This window comes from Streptococcus salivarius (assembly GCF_009738225.1).
Classification (GTDB): Bacteria; Bacillota; Bacilli; order Lactobacillales; family Streptococcaceae; genus Streptococcus.
On sequence record NZ_CP018187.1, the window covers coordinates 1,815,770 to 1,836,077 of the forward strand.

A 20,308-nucleotide genomic window follows, 5' to 3' on the forward strand; every position below is an offset into this window, starting at 1 on the left:
ATCATATCACAAAAGGAAGGGATTTTCAAAAAGATTATGGGCAGAAAAAAACAGCCTAAGAGCTGTTATTTTCCTGTCTTAAATTTCGTCACCAAGCTCGAACTTAGTGCCTTTGAGGGCACGTTTGAGAGACCACTTCCATGGTTTCCCTTCAATAGTGACTTGTTTGTTTTCGAGGTCAACTTGAACCTTGTCTACGCCTTTGACAGCAGAGAGTTTTTCGGTAACGGTGTTAACACAGCCTTGGCATTTCATTCCTGTAATGTTATATGTTTTTGTCATTTTTCTTTCTTCCTTTTCTTTAAATTGTTTTTTGATACACGTCTTAATTGATAGAGGGCATAAGCAATCGACACTTAGACTTTGCGACGTTTGAGGCGCAGAGCATTGAGGACGACTGAGACAGAGCTAAAGCTCATAGCCAGTCCTGCTATCATTGGGTCAAGAAGCGGGCCACCAAAGAGGTGGAGGACACCCATGGCCACTGGGATAGACAGGATATTGTAGATAAAGGCCCAGAAGAGGTTCTCTTTAATCGTTGTGATAGTTGCTTGACTAATTTTCAGAGCCTTAACGACATCCATGAGGTTTGGTTTCATAAGGACCATATCGGCACTTTCCATGGCAATATCTGTCCCTGAACCCATGGCAATACCGATATCAGCAGTCGCAAGGGCTGGGGCATCATTGATACCATCACCAACCATGATGACTGATTTTCCTTCTGCCTGAAGGTCGCTAATCACCCTAGATTTCTCTTGCGGAAGCACTTGACTGATAACACGCTTGATACCAACCTTTTGAGCGATGGCTTGGGCTGTTTGGTCATTATCACCAGTCAACATGATGACTTCCTTGCCCATTTGATGAAGAGCTGCCACCATATCAGCACTATCTGCTTTAACCTGATCAGCTACACCAAAAAGTCCGATTAACTTACTATCTTCAGCTAGGAAAATTGGTGTCTGACCATCAGCTGTCAAGCTTTGGAAATCAGCTTGTGCTGAAGTCAAGTCGACTTTTTCATCAGCCATAAGGGTTTGATTCCCAGCTAGATAAGTTTTTCCTGCATAGCTTGCAGTTAGTCCTCGTCCAGTCAAACTTGAGAAATTGTCCATCTCCAACAAGTCCAAGTTAGCATTTTCTGCTGCCACAAGGATGGCTTGACCCAAAGGGTGTTCGGACTTGGCTTCCAAGGATGCCAAAAGTTGCAAGGCTGCTCCGCTATTGCCATAAGAATAGCTAGAAACGAGCTGAGGTTTACCCTGAGTAATGGTTCCTGTCTTGTCAAAAACGAGGACATCAGCCTTATGAGCTAACTCGAGCACATCTCCACGCTTGTAGAGAATACCGTGTTCAGCACCAAGTCCTGTACCAACCATGATGGCTGTCGGTGTCGCAAGTCCCAATGCACATGGACAAGCAATAACCAAGACGCTGACTGCTACAGTCATAGCGAAGGTAAAGGTTTGTCCCATGATAAAGTACCAGAAGAGACCTGAAACAAGGGCGATAGCCATGACAACGGGAACAAAGACCGCTGACACCTGATCGGCAATCTTGGCAATAGGAGCCTTGGTTTGTTGGGCATCCTCAACCAATTTGATGATTTGGGAAAGCAAGGTGTCCTTACCAATCTTTTCCGCCTCATAAATCAGACTACCTTGACCATTAATAGAACCTGCAAATACTGGTTTACCAGCAGATTTTTCAATAGGAAGTGACTCACCTGTAAGCATACTCTCATCAATAGCAGAGCTACCAGAAATTACCTGACCATCCACGGCTATCTTTTCCCCAGGTTTGACCAAAATATGGTCACCAAGAACAACCTTATCCACAGGAAGCTTGACTTCCTTACCTTCACGAAGGACAGTTGCTTCCTTGGCTGACAAGTGCATAAGTTTCTTAATAGCTTCTGAAGTTCGACCCTTAGAGAGGGTTTCAAAATACTTACCTAGAGTAATCAGGGTCAAGATAACGGCCACTGACTCGAAATAAAGTTGGTGGACGTGATGGGCATGCCCCAAAGAAATGTGGTAAGTACCATAGAGACTATAAAGAAAGGCTGCCGATGTTGCCAAGGCTACCAAGGCATCCATATTAGGGTGACCCTTGGCCAAGGTACGAAAACCATTACTATAGAAGGAACGGCCCAGCCACATGACGGGCACTGTCAAAACTAGCAAAACCAAGGCATAAGTCAAGGCTGCATGATGAGGAGACAAGAAGTTTGGCACAGGTAGACCGACCATTGGACCCATAGCTAGATAAAAGAGGGGAACGGTGAAGATTGATGACCAAACGAGACGCTCACGCACCTTGTGAATCTTGTCTTCTTCACGTTCTTCCTGACTTTTAGCTGTCTCTGGATTGTAGACTTCAGCCTCATAACCAGCGTCAGCCACAGCTTTTTCAATAGCTTCTGGACTAACCTTATCCCCAGCATAATCCACAGACATTTTTTCGGTGGTTAGGTTGACCACAGCCTTGTCCACACCATCCAACTTATTAACAGCATTTTCAACATTGGCTACACAGGATGCACAGGTCATCCCATTAACCACAAAGGTTTCTTTTGCCATTCCTATATCACCTCCATATGATGCCCACAAGCACATTGGCCAGGCACACAGTCACAAACCACCTGATCCACAAGTTCTTTTGCTGCAAGCAAGGCCTGTAACTTATCCACATCGGCTTGGGTCATCGGCGTCTTTGCCATGAGTTGACCCAACAAATCGCTATGTTTGGTCAAACAAATCTTGTCAAAAACAGCTTCTAAAGCCTGAAAATTCGCCTCATCTTCCCCCAAGCTAGCTTGATAGATAAACCCTCGTCCTTGACGCTGACTGGTTAGATAACCCTTGTCCGCCAAACGTCCAATCAAGGTCTTTACTGTCGAAGCCGACCAGTCTAGCTTCTTAGATAGAATTGCTATAATCTCTGAAGAAGTCGCTTGCCCCTTAGCCCAGAGCACTCGCATGACTTCCCATTCCGCAGATGAAATTGTCAGCATGATAGTTCCTTTCTGAATGTTATTATTTGTTTACGTTTGTAGATTTATTTTAACACTATCGCAAAAGTGTGTCAAGAGTTTTTTGTCTACATTTGTAGATTTATTTTAAAAAAACAAACACCTCCTAAGAGGTGCCTCACTTTACTAAGATAAAATTGAGTTGACAAGGCTACGGCCAAAATCCCTGCCTTCAACATACAAAAATTTAAACATGCCAGGGTAAATAAAAGCCAAACAAATAATCATAAAGAGTATTGCTAGAGCTTTCTTGTGTGATAGAAAGAATGAAAAAATATAATCAATCATGTTCAGTGATGCCCTCTCTTCCTTTCTTTTTAGTTATAAAATCATTCTATAGCTTCCAAAAAGAAAAAAATAGTGACATAGATGTCACTAAACAGGCTTATTCATTCCATACGAGATTTAACCCTCAGCTTAAGCCCTTGTAGAGATATAAGACACCAACCACAAGGAAAATCAGTGCATAGTGATTCTCTCCACGATAGAAAAATAGTAAGGCTCCTATTAAGAAACAGACTCCTAGTATTACCCTTAATGATACTTTCATTTGTCTACCTCCTTTCTATAAGTGGGATGAAAATAAAAACCAGAGATAAATTTAATTGCCACTATTCACCCATAGTATAATACTGGAAACTAAGAAAATCAAATCATCCCCAAGAATGTTTTTGATAAAAAACACTCCCCATTTCTGGAGAGCATCATCTTCTATTTTTCAAAATGTGAACCGAATGTAACAAATTCTGCGACTTCTTTTTCCTTACCGTCGTGAAGGTCACGGACAATTTTTGATCCTACGATAACACCGTCTGATACAGCGTTAAAGCGTTTGATGTCGTCCTCTGTTGACACACCAAAACCTGTGAGAACTGGAATGTCTGCATGGGCAGTCAAGTTAGCCAAGTGTTTGTCAAGGTCATCACGGTAATTACCAGTCTTACCTGTGACACCATTGATGGCAACGGCGTAGATAAAGCCTTCTGCACCATCAATCAACTGTTTCTGACGGTCAATACCTGTAGTCAAGCTCACCAAAGGCACGAGAGCAATATCACTATCTTTCAAATAAGGGGTAATAAAGTCAGCGTGTTCGTCTGGCAAATCAGGAATAATGAGCCCCTTGACAGATGTCTCTGCAAGATCCTTAACAAAGGCTTCAATACCATATTGATAAACTGGATTGATGTAGGTCATGATAACCAAAGGCACCTGTGTTTTTTGTTCTTGGAGCTTCTTGATGATAGCTGTTAAAGTCACATCTTTAGCCAAACTACGTTGTCCTGCTAGTTCAATAACGGGACCATCGGCCACAGGGTCTGACCATGGAATACCCACCTCAATAGCTGAGACACCACTATTTTCCAAGAGAGCTATGGTCTCAAAGAGTCCGTCTAGACCTTTAGCATGGTCACCCGCCATGATGTAAGGTACGAAAATACCGCGTTTACTGTCTTTGATAGCTTGTAGGTGTTTTGTTAGTGTTTTTGTCATGGTTTATTTCCCTTCTGCTTCAGCTTCGAAACGTTCTTTAACCTGCATAACGTCCTTGTCCCCACGACCTGAGAGGCAGACGATAAGGCTTTGGTCTGGCGACATCTTAGCTGCCACTTTTTGCGCAAGTGCAATGGCATGGCTAGACTCAAGAGCTGGGATAATACCTTCTAAACGTGACAGAAGTTTGAAGCCTTCAAGAGCTTCTTCGTCTGTGATAGAGTCGTAAGTTGCACGTCCAATTTCGTTGAAATAACAGTGCTCAGGACCAACCCCTGGGTAATCCAGACCAGCTGAGATAGAGAAGGCTTCCATGATTTGACCGTGAGCATCTTGGAGAACATCCATAAGCGCTCCATGAAGGATACCTGGACGGCCTTTGGCAAAGGTTGCGGCATGTTTTTCAGTATCAAGCCCCAAACCAGAAGCTTCAGCACCATACATAGCTACTGATTTATTATTAACAAATGGGTAGAACATACCGATAGCATTTGAACCACCACCGATACAAGCCATTACAGCATCAGGCAATTTACCGCCAGAAATCTCTGCATATTGGCGTTTGGCTTCACGACCAATGACAGATTGGAAGTCACGAACAATTTCTGGGAATGGTGCAGGACCAAGGGCAGATCCCATGATGTAGTGCGTATCCTCGATACCTGCAACCCAAGCACGAAGGGCTGCATTTACAGCATCCTTAAGCACGCGCGAACCATCTGTCACGCTAAATACCTTGGCACCAAGCAATTCCATACGGAAAACGTTAAGCGCCTGACGTTTAACATCTTCTTCACCCATATAGATCGTACAGTCCATATCAAAAAGGGCTGCGGCTGTCGCTGTTGCAACACCGTGTTGACCTGCACCCGTTTCAGCGATGATTTTCTTCTTGCCCATACGTTTGGCAAGCAAAACTTGACCAAGGGCATTATTAATCTTGTGGGCACCTGTGTGGTTAAGGTCCTCACGTTTAAGATAAATTTGCGCTCCACCAATATGATCGGTCAAACGTTTGGCGTGGTAAAGAGGTGTTTCACGTCCCACATAGTTTTTGAGAAGGTCATCCAATTCCGCTTGGAAACTTGGATCTTCCTTGGCTTCACGATAGGCCTTGTCCAATTCAATAACGGCTGTCATCAGCGTTTCTGGAACGAACTGACCACCGAATTTTCCGTAAAATCCTTTTGCATCAGGTTGTTGATATGTCATGCTTTCACTCTTTCTATAAATGCTTTAATCTTGTCTAAATCTTTGTGACCATCTGTTTCGACACCTGAGGACACATCTAAGGCATAGGGCTGGAAAGTTTCCTTGGCCTCTGCCACATTGTCCACAGTCAAGCCACCAGCGATGAAATAGTACTGCTCAATCTGCTTGTCAGCCAAAAGCTGCCAGTCAAAGGTCTGGCCACTACCAGCAATGGGAGCATCAAAGAGAAGATAATCCGCCTGGCTCTTGACTTGAGAATCGCTATCCGAAATCTGAATAGCTCGAATAACTGGTACTGAAATCTTTGGAATCAGGTCTTCATCAAAAGCTCCATGAATCTGAACGATATCTAAGGGAACCTGACCAATTGCTTCTTCCAGTTCTTCAAGACTTGGTGAGACAAAGACACCGACGATTTTTGTCTGGCCTGTCACCCCTTTAGCTAGCTCGTGAGCTTGTTCAAGACTCACTTGACGCGTGCTCTTGGCGAACACAAAGCCAATGTAGTCAGCACCAGCTTCAACTGCAGTTGCTACCGCTTCTGGTGTCGATAGTCCACAAATTTTAACCTTTGTCAATTTGCAACTCCTTGACCTTTTCAGCCACATTTTCAGCTGTCATAAGGGCAGTTCCTACTAGAATCCCATTAAAATATGGGGCAACTAAGGCAGCATCCTGACCTGTAAAAATAGCCGACTCAGAAATATAAACAGGCTTGTCCTTGAAATGCGTTGATAACTCAAGACTGGTGTTGATATCTGTCTCAAAAGTGACCAAATTACGGTTGTTAACGCCGATAATCTCAGCACCAATACGATGAGCAACTTCCAATTCTGGCAGATTATGCGTTTCAACCAAGACTTCCAAGCCAAGGCTTGTCGCAAAATCGTAGAGCTCCTTGAGGCGAGCCTCTGGCAAGGCCGCTATAATCAAGAGAATGACTGTCGCACCCGAATTACGACTACGCACAATCTGTTTCTCATCAATAATGAAGTCCTTAGCCAAGGTTGGAATAGCCACCTGTGACGAAATTTCTTTCAAATAGGAAATATCCCCCTTGAAGAAAACCTCATCCGTCAAAACAGAAATCATGGCTGCCCCATTTTCTTCATAGGTCTTGGCCTGAGCCACAATATCCACATCTAGGTTAATATCACCCATGCTTGGACTGGCTTTTTTCACTTCAGAAATAATTTGAAGCTTGTTTTGATTTGACTTGAGAAAATCATAAAGACGATAGGTCTGACGTAAGGGCTGCAAGTCTTCCATGACCAACTGGGCCACTTCTTTTTCTTTTTGTTCTAAGATTGTTGGGAGAAAGGCTTTACTCATACTTGTACCTCTTGGAGTTGGCGAAGTTTTTCTAGGGCTGAGCCATCCGCAATCAATTGACGAGCAAGCTCAACACCTTCCTTAATAGTCTCAACCTTACCATTGGCAAAGAAGCCGAGACCTGCATTAAGCACTGTTGTTTCAAGATAAGGACTAGCTTCATTTTTCAAGACACTAAGGAGAATCTCTGCATTTTCCTTGGCATCGCCACCTGTGATGTCAGACAACTCAACCTTTTCCATACCCAAATCTTCATAAGTGAAAGTGTGTTGGCTGATGTGACCATCTTCCAAAAGGGTGTAGGTGTTAGTGCCATAGAGGGCAGCTTCGTCCATATTGTCAGGACCTGTGATAATAACCGCACGTTTACGTCCCAACTGTTGAATAGCATTAGCAACAATTTCTTGTAATTCCACACGATAGAGCCCCATGAGTTGCGTCTCAAGGTCAAGCGGATTAGCCAGTGGCCCAACCAAGTTCATAATCGTTGGAATCCCAAGAGCTTGGCGGGCTGGACCGATAAAACGCATAGCTGGATGCATGGTTTGAGCAAAGATAAAGGCCAAACCAACCTCGTCAAGTGCTTTAGATAGGGTTTCTGGTGATGCCGCAACGTTGATTCCAAGGGCTTCAAGCACGTCAGCTGAACCAGATTTAGAGGAAATCGAACGGTTACCAGCCTTGGCCATACGAATACCGCCTGCTGCTAGAACAAAGCAAACAGTAGTCGAAATGTTGAAGCTATAAGACTGGTCCCCACCAGTTCCACAGTTACACATAGCATCTGTGAAAGTCTCAGGCAAGACAGTCGCATGTGATTTGAGGGCACGCACAATACCTGTGATTTCGTCTGCTGTTTCCCCCTTAGTCTTAAGCCCCATAAGGAAGGCAGCAATTTGGCTTTCTGAGACTTCATTTTTGAGAATGCGCTCAAAGACTGCTTGGACTTGATCTTGAGACAAGTCTTGGCGGTTTGAGATTTGTAGGAATATTTCTTTCATATCTGTTTTCCTTTTAAAAACTGTTCAATGTTTTCTGATGCACGCGAGAGATTTTGAGCGTAGACAAATCTAGTCCAAAGACTGTCCAACTAGCCTGCAACGATTTTTACGAAATTTTCAACCATCTTAAGCCCATCTGGACTTCCGATGCTTTCTGGGTGGTATTGTAAACCGTAAATAGGTAGCTCCTTATGTTGAATGGCCATGATTTCTTGATCATCAGTTGTGATAGCTGTCACATCAAAGCCCTCTGGCATTTGGTCAACAACGATGGAATGGTAACGCATGATTGGGACATCATTGTCGATATCCTTGAAAATAGGCGATGGCGTTTCAAAAGTGATGTTACTTTGTTTTCCATGCATGACATTTTTAGCCAAGCCAAGTTTACCACCAAAAGTTTCCGCAATAGCCTGATGCCCCAAGCAAATTCCCATCATCGGTTTTTTACCAGCGAAATCCTTAATCAAGGCTTCCATTTTACCCGCATCAGCTGGCCAACCTGGACCCGGTGAAAAGACTAGCCCGTCAGCTTTTTCCGCCTCTTCATAGAGGTTCTCATCATCGTTACGCAAGACCTTTACCTCTGTAAATGTCCCTAGGTATTGTGCCAAATTATAGGTAAAAGAGTCATAGTTATCAACTAATAAAATCATTGGGCATCTCCTATTCTTGTCATAGCTTTCGCCTTGTTAATCGTTTCGTAAAATTCATTTTCAGGAACACTATCATAAACAACACCTGCACCTGCTTGAACATAGGCTTTTTGATTTTTGAGAATCATGGTACGGATGGCAATGGCAAAGTCCATATCTCCTGTCGCAGATAGATAACCAATAGCTCCCGCATAAATACCACGTTTTTCCTGCTCAAGCTCATAGATACGACGCATGGCACGAATCTTAGGTGCTCCTGATACGGTTCCAGCTGGTAGGGTTGATTTTAGCGCATCTAGTGCTGTCAATCCCGGCAAGAGTTGTCCCTTAACCACACTGGTAAGATGCATCACATAGCGGAAATACTCAACCTCCATATACTTGGTCACCTTGACCGTACCATTCTTGGCAATCTTACCAATATCATTACGTCCCAAGTCAACCAACATACGGTGTTCCGCAGTTTCTTTGACATCATGTGAGAGTTCATCTGCCAAAGCAGCGTCTTCCGCCTCATTAGTACCACGAGGGCGAGTTCCAGCAATCGGATTGGTTACCACCTCTCCATTTTTCACTGAAACCAAACTCTCTGGGCTGGCACCAATCACCTGATAATCTCCAAAATCGTAGAAATAAAGATAGTTTGATGGGTTGGTCACACGCAAGTTACGGTAATAATCCAAAGGATCTCCCTCAAAGTCCGCCGAAAAGCGTTGGCTAAGCACACATTGGAACATATCTCCCTCACGAATAAGTTTCTTGGCCTTAGCCACCATATCCATGAAGACTTCTTTTTCGATATGATTTGAAAATTGCAAGGCTTGCAAGGCCTGAGGTGTAAACTCGTTTGGCGCCTGAGTCTGGAGATTGGTTACCACCTGACCAAGAGCTTGACGCACCGCATCGTTGTCACGACCAGAGTAGATATTGTCTTCAACCACATATACCTTTTCCTTCTTGTGGTCAAAAATCAAATAAGACTCATAGATGAAGAAATGCATATCAGGTGTTCCAATCGTATCTTCTGGAATCTCACCGATATTTTCATAGAGACCAATCATGTCATAGCCTGCAAACCCGATAGCACCACCTGCGAAAGGTAGGTCAGACTTGATGCCCTTGACTGTTACTTGGTCCAAGTATTCGAAAGGATCTTGATCAATCGCCTTACCATTTTCATAAAGAACACCATCCTTGAAGGTCACTTCAAAGACCGGATTGTAGGCAACAATAGAAAAACGTGCATTTTCCTTCTCACGAGGAATAGATTCAAGGATAACCTTGTGTTCCCCTTGAACACGCATATAAGCCAAGATTGGTGTTAAGGTATCGGCTGGTAAAATTTTTCTCATAATATTTCCTTTCAAACTGGTTTATCGAGAGTAATAAGACTGATGCAAGGCTCCTTTTATAGGATGTATTGGCACCATATTATTCTTTGTTCACTTTCTCTTCCAAAGCAATAAATGCTTTAATCATGCTTCTCCAAACACTTTCAGCCACATCTGGAGATAAGCCAAGCTCTAGTGCCTCCTTACGACGGTTTGCTATCACTTGGGCAACACGATCACTAGCCTGGACAGCAACCTTGTCTCCCTTGGGCTTAAGTCGTCCTGCCTTTTCCACAAGTATTTGACGTTGGGCCAGTAGTCGAAGCAACTGTCTATCAATATTATCAATATCAATTCGAATATCGCTTAATGCATCCATAAATACCCAACCTTTCATTGAATAATGAAATAACACTTCTTTAAATATAAAAGTAAACAAAAAACCTCACAGAGAAAAACTCTGTGAGGGCATTAAATCTAGTTTAACACGGTACCACCTCAGTTAATGGTCTCAAAAAAACGACCATCATCTCTATCTCCTCTAACAAGGAGTTGCACGGTAAGGGGTGCCAACCGAGAAGAATATGTGTTACCTTCTCATTATCATCCAATCAGCCCAATGTTCGCTCATCTCGATTACCTACTCACAATCACCGCAGGCTCCCTGAAAATCTAAGACCAGTTACTTTCTGATTTACTAACTATTGTACTCCTTTTTAGAGGGATGTCAAGAATTTTCTGTTAATTTTGACAATTCCTCCCTTATAAGATTCGTCTATACCTAATTCAGAGAGTGAGGTAGTCTTATCACCACACTTTACAAAATAAAAAAGCCCCAAAAGGGACTTCTTGGTTTGATAAACAACGGCAGGGTGACAGTCCTGCATCTCTTTCAGACCCGAAGGTGCGGCGGCTGCCTCTTCCGCCCTCGTTGTTACTTCTTACTTATATTATATCACATTTTCTTAGCTCTACCAGCATTTAGATAATTTTTCAGCTTAGAATCTTTAATCACAAACATGGTACGGACATTAAGTTTATCACATAATCTGACCGCTACCAGAACATTACCATCAATACGTTTTATATATTCCAAGGACTGGCCATTAGGATGGCGACCGATATAGTCCGGATGAGCAATAATCTCTGGAATACGTTCATAGGTAGCATCAAAATCACTGAATTCCTGGCGATGTTTTTCCATATGCTTCTTACGTTGTGCAGACAGCGTGATTTCTTCACCAGGCTTGTAGTCCAAATCAAAAGCTTTAATGACTTTTGGCGTCAAGTGCCCTACTGTTTTCATGCCTCTATTGTACCATACCTCATACACATCAAGGCCTTTCCTACTGTTGAGGTATCAAAAAACTCAAGCCTGTTACCAAGCTCGAGTTTTGACTTATGCTTTTTGGAAAGCACCTTGTTTGTAGCTAATCCAGAAGAAAAGCGGTGTACAGATAGCCATTGCTACCAGATAGATTGGTAAGGTGTAGCTATTAAGTGTCGAAATTTCAATTACATCTCGAAGATAATAAGAGCTGATTAGGAAACCAAAGACTGAGTAAATAATCAAGGCCACACGTCCTTTATTCAAGGGGATACAAGCACGAATAACGGCAAGGACACCCGTTGATCCCATCATATAGTAAGACAGCGTCAGCATGTCCGTATTGCTCATGCCAAGATAGACCTGAGATAGATGGAAAATAAGAACACTGATAACCAGCATTAAGGCATTAGGAATAGATAACTGGAGCGAACGTCTGAGGAAATGTTTCTCAACAGGTCGAATATTACGTTCGAAGGTCAAAATAAATGGTGGAAGACCCTCGATAAATTGCCCCGCCAAAGTCATCTGAACCTGAATGAATGGGAAGACCAAGAGGTACTCTGCCTTTCCAAAAACAATACTGGCAATACAGATAAGTCCCAAAAGGAAGGAATAGACCGTTTTGATGAGGAAAATAGGTGCAATGTGGGCAATATTATTAACCACACGACGTCCCTCAAATAGAATTTCAGGAATATCCTTAAACTCAGAATCCATAAGCACCAAGTTGGCAATCTGACGTGTAGCGGGATCCCCTTCAGCCATAACAATCGAACAGTCCGCTTCACGTAGTGCCAAGATATCGTTGACACCGTCACCAGTCATAGCTGTGGTATGCCCATTGGCATTAAGCGTTTGGATTAACAACTTCTTCTGATGTGGAGATACGCGGCCAAAGATTGCCGTATCTTCAGCCAAAGCCTCCAACTCCTCATCACTGACCTTAGAACAGTCAATATAGCTTTGATAATTCGCAAAACCAGCCTGGTGGGCAATATGAGAAACCGTCACAGGATTGTCACCAGAAATAATCTTCAGCGTCACATCTTCTGAACGTAGGTATTCTAAAGTTTCTGCAGCATCCTCACGAATAGGATCGGCAATTTCAAGTAAAGTCAAGGCTTCAACGTCATTCGGCAAACTCATGGTCTCTGTATCAACCGCTGACTGACTCCATGCCAAAATCAAAACACGAGAACCACGAGCCTGAGCCTGATCGACTGCTTTTGGATTTTCCTTAAGAAGCATCTCAGGTGCTCCCAAAAAGAGAGTTCCTACCCCGTCAATGCTCATAGCACCCCATTTACGATCACTTGAAAATGGAATAATATCCCCTACCTGATAGTGATGCTCCAGACCTTCATAGGCATTCCGAATCGCCTGAGCCGTTGCATTGTTATCCTTGCTATGCTGCATGTAAGCCGCAAGCAAGCGCTCCAACTCCTCTTTAGTGAAACGTTCTGACAGTAGTTTCAGACCCTTAACGGTCATCTTTCCTTGTGTAATCGTCCCTGTCTTATCTAAACAAAGCACATCGACACGCGCCAAGGTTTCGACAGAGTACATCTCCTGCACCAGGATATGCTTCATTCCAAGCTTAATAACGGCCGTTAAAAGAGAGGTGATTGTCAAAAGGGCGATCCCCTTAGGCAATATTCCCAGAAGGGCTGTCGAACTGGTAACTACCGACTCTTGAAGAGAGAGTTGTTTAATCAAGTAAGCCTCGAAAAAGAGAGCGAGCCCAAACGGTATCACAATCTTGCCCGTAAACTTGGCAATCTTGTCCATGTTATAGAGGATACGTGACACGATTGGCTTATGCGTCTTGGCCTCTAGCATGAGCTTATTGGCGTAATTGTCCTCGGCTACGTTAATAACCATAGCATAAACCTGACCACTCACAAGATAAGACCCCGAGAGCAACTCCTTACCATCCTTCTTGAGAATAAGGTCACTCTCACCTGTCAGCATAGCCTCATTGAGCTCAGCCATCCCATCAACAACCACGGCATCACTAGGCACCTGCTCACCCGCAGACAAGAGCATGATATCATCCAAGACAATATCCTGAGGATTAATAGAAGTAACCTCGCCATCACGCACCACACGGATCTGATCCTTATTCATGAGATTGAGCTTATCAATCATGCGACGGGCACGCAACTCTGTCATCATCCCCGTAAAGGCATTAAGCACAATGATTCCGAAGAAAAAAAGATTCGACCAAGCCTGAACAGCAATCAAGGCCACAAAAATAGCAAAATTGAGCATATTAAAGGAGTTAAAGACATTACGTCTAAAAATCTCCCAGTTGCTGGAGCCAGTTTTTGCTTTAAAATGATTTGTTTTACCGGCATCTATCCGCCGCTTGACCTCCACCTGCGTCAAGCCTTGTAACTGTTTTTTCATAACTTTCATAGTAGCATAAAAATGAGGTGTTTTCAAAGGTTAGCCGTCATGGATAGCCAGGAAATAGACCTATTATATCGAACCACTCTCCCAACTATTTCACTCAACCTAAACTACTTTCAAATAGCAAAGGCAAGAGTTCCTACAAAACACTTCTATGCTATCTTATTCTCTAATTAAACCTACTTTGATAAATTAAATTAAACAACCACTGAAGATTGATAAAGGGTTTTGTTTGAACCTTCATAATTGGGGAAAAATCTTCCCTAATCTCTCGTTTAATTTGTGATTCATTAACTTTAGTTCTTTTTGCTTCTTCTGAAAAATAACTGACGTCCTCAAATCTAAACGTACTGTCAAAACCGATAGTCATATTATCTTTATCATATAAAAAACTTCCTAAGCTTTTTGTTAAATAAGATTTGCTTTTAGTATTTATAATAGCATTTGTTCCATCATCGTCGTATCGAATACCATCAATCTCCGGCGTATAAATCCATCCCATATTCTCTACCAACATAACTAGATCTGGCTCCGTCCCCACCTTATGAGGGATATGCTGAGCATAATAAACAGAGTGGTATTTTAAATTAAAAAAAGTAAATAGGCTCATTCCTAAGACTGTATACAGCCCTATAATTAGTCCTACAAAAATCGTCAAAATATTTCTTTTTTGCATTCTTATCTTCTCTTTCTTTTTTATCTCCAATCGAATCTTGACTGGATTAACAATAAACCATTGTACACTATTTATAACAAATCTTACAATTTAAGGATTTATGGCTTTTGTGATTGCTCTAACATTTTTTTGAATAAGAAAAATGAAGTCTTACCAAATTTCCCTCAATACTCCTTCTACTTTTTCAATCAAGCTAAACATGGTATAATAGTTGAGGTTTTGACTGCCTATTCTATAAGGCAAAATAAGGCAGTATAATTTAAGAAACAGGGGCTAAACCCTTGATATGAAAGGAATCTAGAAAATATTATGATGAACATGCAAAACATGATGAAGCAAGCTCAAAAGCTTCAGAAACAAATGGAAAAAAGCCAAGCTGAATTGGCTGCTACAACTTTCACTGGAAAATCAGCACAAGACTTAGTTGTTGCTGAATTAACTGGTGACAAAAAAGTGGTTAACATCACTTTCGCTGATGCTGTCGTGGATCCTGATGATGTGGAAACACTTCAAGATATGACTGTTCAAGCACTTAACGATGCTCTTGGACAAATTGACGACGCGACTAAAAAATCAATGGGTGCCTTTGCAGGTAAATTGCCATTCTAAAAAATGATAAGGAATCTCGCGGTTCCTTTTTTCTATACACTCATTAAGCAATTCAGTCATAACATACAAAAGACTTGGACAAGAAATCCAAGTCTTTTTGTGATAGTCATATAAAAACTTTATTCTTCAACCAAAGCAAGGCCTGACTGTGCGTCTTCTTCGTTGGCTAATTTATAGCGATTCTTTTGACCTAAGTAGATGCTCGCCGAATTTAATGAACTTTCTAAAGTAGGGTAATTCACATCCTCATTCGCTGTTTGGGTAGGTACAGGTCCTGAAATTAATAGCTCATCATCATTCTTGACATAAATCTGGTATTCCCCAACTTCGCTAGTTTGAGCTAAAATCTCATTCAACAAGTCTGGGTTAAGCGTTTGAGCGACGCCATCAACCACTTGATTAGAGTCCTGCTTATGCTCCGACGAATCCACTACTTCAGTGATAACGATGTAATCAGGAGTTTCTTCATCTGAAGTCTTAGATTCGTCAGTTTCTGGCTGTTTTTGTCCAGGTGTATCTTGTTTCTTCGTATCTTGAGCTTGCCCATCATGAGTCTTCAATTCCTCATCACTAACGGTTTGAACCTTAGTCTGATTGGCATCTAAATCAAGTTTTGGCGCTTCTTTGACATCAGCTGAAGCTCCACTGGTACCCATGAATAGAGCTAGAGTCCCCAAAGTAGCAATCAAGCTGATTATTGCTTTGCCGATAAAACCATTATCTTTGTTCTTAATCATAAATCCCTCACTATTTGTTTGGTTAGCTCTAACTAGCTAACAACGAGTCTAATTTGCTGCTGTAGGAGGTAAAAGGTTGGTTGAGCTGTTTGACCAACCCTTCACCCAGATAACAATCTTAGCATGCAAAACCCTTGATTTCAAGCATTTCTTTAATTTTTAAGCATTTTAAATAAATGACAACTTCATGTCTTAAAATTGATGACAATCTATTATCAGATTAGCTTTTTTAAGCTATGCAAATGGTAATTTCTTTAAGTAGTACTTAGGGAAATAATACTTGTTTTTTAGACAGATTCTTCAAAAACCACTTTTGCTGACTCATCTCCCCCAAAATTTTATCGGATAGCAAAATTCTGTCCAAACACTTTAAATGTAACTATAAAATAGAATTCTTGAGTAAGAATGTCGAACTCTCAATACCCTAAAATAAGATTAGAAACTAAAGTCCCTCGATTAGTTCAAAGAAAGTTACAACAAAAGGATTTATAAACAACTTTATAAACCACCTCCCAATAAACAACTCATTCTAAAAATGTACATCCCTCATTTAGATATCACATTTTAAGGTAATCGCAACTTCTTTAAAAATAACTAACACACAAAAAATGATTACCAAAAGGCCCCTATTTCCCAATGAATAAACTAACCCTTATAGAAAATGTATCCTCCAAATTCAAAAAAATGGCGGTATTCTGGATAGATCCGTGCTCGAAACTATGAAAAACTCTTTATTCATCATCGACTCTGACGCAAAAGCAGATTCCCTATGACAACCCTATTATGAAACATTTACCGACCTAAACTCTCCGACAATGATGTAAATTTGGAAAAACAGTAAATCTACTCAGTAAAAGACTAAAAATAACCTAACTTTATAACTATTTCACCAAATTTTCACCTCACTCAAAGCTCATCTAGAATAGTTTTTTCTCATGTGTAAACGCTTCGCTCAAATTTCTGTCACATGTAAGAAAATCTTATCGTCTTTTAAACCTTTTTTTGCTTCAAAACCTAGATATTCCAAGGAAAATCCGTTACAATAGAGTACGGAAAGATAGGTAATTATCAGCATCATTATTTTCGTATGAAAGGGAAATTCATGGCTTATATTCAAATGAAGCATAGCTATAAACGCTATAAAACCGGTGATCTGGAAATTATCGCAAACAACGACGTAAGCTTTGATATTGAAAAAGGGGAGCTTGTCGTCATTCTCGGTGCCTCTGGTGCAGGGAAATCAACCGTTCTTAACATCTTGGGTGGTATGGACACCAATGACGAAGGTCGCGTCATTATTGATGGTAAGGATATCTCTGAATACACAGCCAAAGAACTGACAACATATCGTCGTGAGGACGTTGGCTTTGTGTTCCAATTTTACAACTTAGTTTCAAACCTTACGGCCAGGGAAAACGTCGAACTAGCATCTGAAATCGTTCCAAACGCTAAAGATGCTACTCAAACACTCGTCGAAGTCGGTTTGGGAGACCGCTTAGACAACTTCCCATCACAACTATCTGGTGGGGAGCAACAGCGTGTTGCCATTGCACGCGCCGTTGCCAAAAATCCAAAGATTCTTCTTTGTGATGAACCAACAGGGGCTCTGGATTATCAAACAGGGAAACAAATCCTGACCCTCCTTCAAGAAATGGCTCGCAAACAGGGAACAACTGTTATTATCGTGACCCATAATGCTTCTCTAGCTCCAATTGCCGATCGTGTCATTCGAATGCACGATGCCAAGATTAAGAGTGTGGAACTTAATCCTAATCCACAAAAAATCGAGGACTTGGAATACTAGAAAGGAGCACCGTCATGAAAAAAACAACTTATTGGAAAGATGTTTGGCGAACCTTTGTAGCTTCTAAAGGGCGTATGCTCTCTATTGCCTTACTTATGGCACTGGGATCCTTTGCCTTGATTGGTCTTAAAGTAACTTCTCCTAATATGAAAAAAACTGGGGAACACTTCTTCAAGACGCATCAAACAGCTGACTTGAGCTTAATCAGCACTTACAGTATCAACCAAACCGATCAGGACCTTCTCAATTCGATTAAGAAAAAGAATGTAGACATCGAGTATGGTTATTTCAAAGATGCTGTCATCAAGGGGACGAATACGGCATTTCGTATTTTCTCTAAACCTAAGAAAATCTCTACTTACGACCTTATTGAGGGGAAACTTCCTACTAAGGACGGGGAAATCGCTCTTTCCTCAACTTATAAAGAAGAATATAGCGTCGGAGATAAGATTAACTTTTCTGAGCCAGTAGATAGCTCAGGGCAAAAACAGTTAAAGGAACAAACATATACCATTACTGGTTTTGTTAATTCCTCTGAACTTATCTCTAGGAACCGCCTTGGTAATGCCAGCGCTGGTACGGGGAAACTGGATGGCTATGCCATTGTTCCAGAGACGGACTTCACCTCTAATGATTACATGATTGCCCGCATCCGCTACAAGGATTTGGAAAATGTTAGTCCTTTTAGTGAGGAATACGCAAATAAGATTTCTGAACGAAAGGCTGAACTCAAGGAACTCTTTAAAGACGAACCTGAGAAGCGCCTAACTGAAATCAAGTCACAGTCTCAAGCTCAAATTACTCAAGCTAAACAAGAACTTGAAACAGCACTCGCACAGACCCAGCAAATGGCTACAAGCAACCCAGCCGAAGCCGCTAGCGTCAAAGAAGCTACTACCAAAATTGAAGCCAAGCAAAAAGAACTCGAAGAAAGTCAAGCAATGGTTGATAATTTACCAGCGCCTAGCTATCAATTCTACTCTCGTCGAGAGATTCCGGGTTCTGAGGGATATGTTGCTTATGAAAGTAATATTAACATCATTCACGATGTGAGTAATATCTTCCCTGTCGCTCTCTACTTTATGGCAGCTTTGGTTACCTTTGTAACCATGGGACGCTTTGTTGAAGAGGAACGTGGTAAGGCTGGTATCTTCAACGCCCTAGGCTACAGTAATTCGCGAATTATCCATAAATTCGTCATTTATGGTTTAATAACGAGTATTACTGGTACAACCGCAGGTGTTATTACCGGTCATACACTACTACCGATTCTCATTCACAATACTTATAAGAGCGATTTGCAGCTTCCTGCTTTCGAATTGCACTTCTACCTAGGACTTACTCTTGTGGCCTTCCTTTTAGGTCTCTTATCTGCTGTGCTACCTGCCTTTGCGGTTGCCAAGAAAGAGCTCTGGGAAAAACCTTCCCAACTCCTCCTTCCAAAACCACCTCGTGCAGGAGCTAAGATTGTCCTAGAGCGCATCACACCTCTTTGGAAACGTCTCAGCTTTACGGAAAAAGTTACCATGCGTAATATTTTCCGCTATAAGCAACGGATGTTTATGACCCTCTTTGGTGTCGCAGGTTCTATCGCACTGCTCTTCGCAGGTTTAGGAATTCGATCTTCTGTATCTAACCTTAACCAGCAACAGTTTGAAGACATCATTCACTATGATATGATTGTTGCCAAGCAACCAAATACGTCAAGTGCTTTGGATGAGGAACTCACTAAACTCCTCGATAGCAAGGACGTTAAAGAATACTTGAATGTCCATTTTGAAACCTTGCAAAAAATTGCCGGTAGCAACAAGGACACCCAAGAAATCTCAACCCTTGTCTTTAACGACCGTGACGATAAACTCGTTGATAGTTACGTTAGCTTGCATGACCGAGACCGTAATAAGACTCTCAAGCTATCTAATGACGGAGCTATTATCTCTGAAAAAATGGCAAAACTCCTAAACCTAAAGGTTGGAGATACCATTACTGTGCAAAACAGTCAGGATGAATCTGTCAAGATTAAAATAGCTGGTATCACTGAAATGTACATGGGGCATTTCCTCTTTATGAATGCTAGCTACTACCAAAAAGCTTTTGGGACACCTTCAGTGAATAATGCCAACCTTGTTACTCTCGCTGAACCAACTAAGCAAAATGTTGAAAATATGGCAGCCAAATTCATCAACTTACCTAATGTTTACGGTGTTGTTCAAAACAACAACCTTAAACTGCAGATTAGCACTATGGTCAATTCATTGACACAGGTTATTGGTATCTTGATTACGGTTTCCATTCTCCTTGCTGTGGTTGTTCTCTATAACCTAACTAATATCAACGTTTCAGAACGTATCCACGAACTTTCAACCGTTAAGGTTCTTGGTTTCTACAATAACGAAGTATCCCTCTACATCTATCGTGAAACCATTTACCTTTCAATCATCGGTATCTTCGTAGGATTCGGTCTTGGACAGGCACTTCACCATTATATGGTAAGCATCATTCCGCCAGATCGTATCATGTTTGATCCATCTCTCGGATTGGCTACCTACCTTTTACCAGCTGTTCTTATCGGCATAATCCTTATTATCCTTGGCTTCGTCGTCAACAAACGCCTTGCCAAACTTAATATGCTTGAAGCTCTAAGTTCAGTTGAATAAGCTAAAAACGCCTGAGAAGC

The 20,308-nt window shown here is 41.7% G+C and carries 19 protein-coding genes; 3 read left to right on the plus strand and 16 right to left on the minus strand.

Annotated elements, in window-relative coordinates:
• Nucleotides 1-78: 78 nt before the first annotated feature.
• From copZ to BSR19_RS08300, 15 genes are all read right to left on the minus strand, one after another.
• Complete coding sequence (gene copZ / locus BSR19_RS08235; RefSeq protein WP_002891592.1) at nt 79-282, minus strand: copper chaperone CopZ; 204 nt, start codon at nt 280-282, stop codon at nt 79-81.
• Nucleotides 283-356: 74 nt separating this feature from the next.
• Entirely contained in the window at nt 357-2,585 is a 2,229-nt protein-coding gene (locus BSR19_RS08240; protein ID WP_060972596.1) for a heavy metal translocating P-type ATPase, read from the minus strand.
• A gap of 2 nt (nt 2,586-2,587) precedes the next feature.
• Entirely contained in the window at nt 2,588-3,019 is a 432-nt protein-coding gene (locus tag BSR19_RS08245) for a CopY/TcrY family copper transport repressor (RefSeq protein ID WP_060972595.1), read from the minus strand.
• Nucleotides 3,020-3,449: 430 nt separating this feature from the next.
• A complete protein-coding gene (locus tag BSR19_RS11490; protein ID WP_197092245.1) occupies nt 3,450-3,587 on the minus strand; it encodes a hypothetical protein in 138 nt (45 codons plus the stop codon).
• A gap of 161 nt (nt 3,588-3,748) precedes the next feature.
• Nucleotides 3,749-4,531, minus strand: coding sequence for a tryptophan synthase subunit alpha (gene trpA, locus BSR19_RS08250; protein ID WP_060972594.1), 783 nt, complete (start codon nt 4,529-4,531; stop codon nt 3,749-3,751).
• A 3-nt stretch (nt 4,532-4,534) separates the two neighbouring features.
• Nucleotides 4,535-5,743 (minus strand): tryptophan synthase subunit beta, encoded by a 1,209-nt coding sequence (gene trpB, locus BSR19_RS08255; protein ID WP_060972593.1) that lies wholly within the window; start codon nt 5,741-5,743, stop codon nt 4,535-4,537.
• On the minus strand, nt 5,740-6,321 hold the full coding sequence (locus BSR19_RS08260) for a phosphoribosylanthranilate isomerase (protein ID WP_060972592.1): 582 nt from the start codon (nt 6,319-6,321) through the stop codon (nt 5,740-5,742). The genes trpB and BSR19_RS08260 overlap by 4 nt, the downstream gene beginning before the upstream one ends.
• On the minus strand, nt 6,308-7,075 hold the full coding sequence (gene trpC / locus BSR19_RS08265) for an indole-3-glycerol phosphate synthase TrpC (protein ID WP_060972591.1): 768 nt from the start codon (nt 7,073-7,075) through the stop codon (nt 6,308-6,310). Before trpC ends, BSR19_RS08260 begins: the two co-directional genes overlap by 14 nt.
• Complete coding sequence (gene trpD, locus BSR19_RS08270; RefSeq protein ID WP_060972590.1) at nt 7,072-8,076, minus strand: anthranilate phosphoribosyltransferase; 1,005 nt, start codon at nt 8,074-8,076, stop codon at nt 7,072-7,074. Before trpD ends, trpC begins: the two co-directional genes overlap by 4 nt.
• 89 nt (nt 8,077-8,165) lie before the next feature.
• The gene (locus tag BSR19_RS08275; RefSeq protein WP_002884711.1) at nt 8,166-8,732 is read right to left on the minus strand and encodes an aminodeoxychorismate/anthranilate synthase component II; all 567 of its coding nucleotides are present in this window, start codon (nt 8,730-8,732) and stop codon (nt 8,166-8,168) included.
• A complete protein-coding gene (gene trpE / locus BSR19_RS08280; RefSeq protein WP_060972589.1) occupies nt 8,729-10,084 on the minus strand; it encodes an anthranilate synthase component I in 1,356 nt (451 codons plus the stop codon). Before trpE ends, BSR19_RS08275 begins: the two co-directional genes overlap by 4 nt.
• A 79-nt stretch (nt 10,085-10,163) precedes the next feature.
• Nucleotides 10,164-10,442 (minus strand): chorismate mutase, encoded by a 279-nt coding sequence (locus tag BSR19_RS08285; RefSeq protein ID WP_004183228.1) that lies wholly within the window; start codon nt 10,440-10,442, stop codon nt 10,164-10,166.
• 576 nt (nt 10,443-11,018) lie between these two features.
• A complete protein-coding gene (locus tag BSR19_RS08290) occupies nt 11,019-11,369 on the minus strand; it encodes a PBECR3 domain-containing polyvalent protein (protein ID WP_014634923.1) in 351 nt (116 codons plus the stop codon).
• A gap of 93 nt (nt 11,370-11,462) precedes the next feature.
• Nucleotides 11,463-13,811, minus strand: coding sequence for an HAD-IC family P-type ATPase (locus BSR19_RS08295; protein ID WP_060972588.1), 2,349 nt, complete (start codon nt 13,809-13,811; stop codon nt 11,463-11,465).
• A gap of 163 nt (nt 13,812-13,974) precedes the next feature.
• Complete coding sequence (locus tag BSR19_RS08300) at nt 13,975-14,481, minus strand: hypothetical protein (protein WP_048674697.1); 507 nt, start codon at nt 14,479-14,481, stop codon at nt 13,975-13,977.
• A gap of 309 nt (nt 14,482-14,790) precedes the next feature.
• Here BSR19_RS08300 and BSR19_RS08305 point away from each other — a divergent pair, with 309 nt between their 5' ends.
• Entirely contained in the window at nt 14,791-15,090 is a 300-nt protein-coding gene (locus BSR19_RS08305) for a YbaB/EbfC family nucleoid-associated protein (RefSeq protein WP_048674700.1), read from the plus strand.
• 119 nt (nt 15,091-15,209) lie between these two features.
• Here the strand turns inward: BSR19_RS08305 and BSR19_RS08310 are convergent, their stop codons facing one another.
• On the minus strand, nt 15,210-15,827 hold the full coding sequence (locus tag BSR19_RS08310; protein ID WP_048674703.1) for a hypothetical protein: 618 nt from the start codon (nt 15,825-15,827) through the stop codon (nt 15,210-15,212).
• 1,102 nt (nt 15,828-16,929) lie between these two features.
• On the opposite strand from BSR19_RS08310, the gene BSR19_RS08315 reads away from it, so the two are divergent.
• Together BSR19_RS08315 and BSR19_RS08320 are read left to right on the plus strand one after the other, a co-directional pair.
• Nucleotides 16,930-17,631, plus strand: coding sequence for an ABC transporter ATP-binding protein (locus BSR19_RS08315; RefSeq protein ID WP_002884692.1), 702 nt, complete (start codon nt 16,930-16,932; stop codon nt 17,629-17,631).
• 14 nt (nt 17,632-17,645) lie between these two features.
• Nucleotides 17,646-20,288 carry an FtsX-like permease family protein gene (locus BSR19_RS08320; protein WP_156246981.1) on the plus strand — a complete coding sequence of 881 codons (2,643 nt, stop codon included), beginning with the start codon at nt 17,646-17,648 and terminating at the stop codon, nt 20,286-20,288.
• The last annotated feature ends 20 nt before the right edge of the window (nt 20,289-20,308 follow it).

Excerpts from the sequence above, each read along its gene's own strand:
- copZ (WP_002891592.1), bottom strand. The coding sequence starts at position 282 with ATGACAAAAACATATAACATTACAGGAATGAAATGCCAAGGCTGTGTT.
- BSR19_RS08240 (WP_060972596.1), bottom strand. The coding sequence starts at position 2,585 with ATGGCAAAAGAAACCTTTGTGGTTAATGGGATGACCTGTGCATCCTGT.
- BSR19_RS08245 (WP_060972595.1), bottom strand. The coding sequence starts at position 3,019 with ATGCTGACAATTTCATCTGCGGAATGGGAAGTCATGCGAGTGCTCTGG.
- BSR19_RS11490 (WP_197092245.1), bottom strand. The coding sequence starts at position 3,587 with ATGAAAGTATCATTAAGGGTAATACTAGGAGTCTGTTTCTTAATAGGA.
- trpA (WP_060972594.1), bottom strand. The coding sequence starts at position 4,531 with ATGACAAAAACACTAACAAAACACCTACAAGCTATCAAAGACAGTAAA.
- trpB (WP_060972593.1), bottom strand. The coding sequence starts at position 5,743 with ATGACATATCAACAACCTGATGCAAAAGGATTTTACGGAAAATTCGGT.
- trpC (WP_060972591.1), bottom strand. The coding sequence starts at position 7,075 with ATGAGTAAAGCCTTTCTCCCAACAATCTTAGAACAAAAAGAAAAAGAA.
- trpD (WP_060972590.1), bottom strand. The coding sequence starts at position 8,076 with ATGAAAGAAATATTCCTACAAATCTCAAACCGCCAAGACTTGTCTCAA.
- BSR19_RS08275 (WP_002884711.1), bottom strand. The coding sequence starts at position 8,732 with ATGATTTTATTAGTTGATAACTATGACTCTTTTACCTATAATTTGGCA.
- trpE (WP_060972589.1), bottom strand. The coding sequence starts at position 10,084 with ATGAGAAAAATTTTACCAGCCGATACCTTAACACCAATCTTGGCTTAT.
- BSR19_RS08285 (WP_004183228.1), bottom strand. The coding sequence starts at position 10,442 with ATGGATGCATTAAGCGATATTCGAATTGATATTGATAATATTGATAGA.
- BSR19_RS08290 (WP_014634923.1), bottom strand. The coding sequence starts at position 11,369 with ATGAAAACAGTAGGGCACTTGACGCCAAAAGTCATTAAAGCTTTTGAT.
- BSR19_RS08295 (WP_060972588.1), bottom strand. The coding sequence starts at position 13,811 with ATGAAAGTTATGAAAAAACAGTTACAAGGCTTGACGCAGGTGGAGGTC.
- BSR19_RS08300 (WP_048674697.1), bottom strand. The coding sequence starts at position 14,481 with ATGCAAAAAAGAAATATTTTGACGATTTTTGTAGGACTAATTATAGGG.
- BSR19_RS08305 (WP_048674700.1), top strand. The coding sequence starts at position 14,791 with ATGATGAACATGCAAAACATGATGAAGCAAGCTCAAAAGCTTCAGAAA.
- BSR19_RS08310 (WP_048674703.1), bottom strand. The coding sequence starts at position 15,827 with ATGATTAAGAACAAAGATAATGGTTTTATCGGCAAAGCAATAATCAGC.
- BSR19_RS08315 (WP_002884692.1), top strand. The coding sequence starts at position 16,930 with ATGGCTTATATTCAAATGAAGCATAGCTATAAACGCTATAAAACCGGT.
- BSR19_RS08320 (WP_156246981.1), top strand. The coding sequence starts at position 17,646 with ATGAAAAAAACAACTTATTGGAAAGATGTTTGGCGAACCTTTGTAGCT.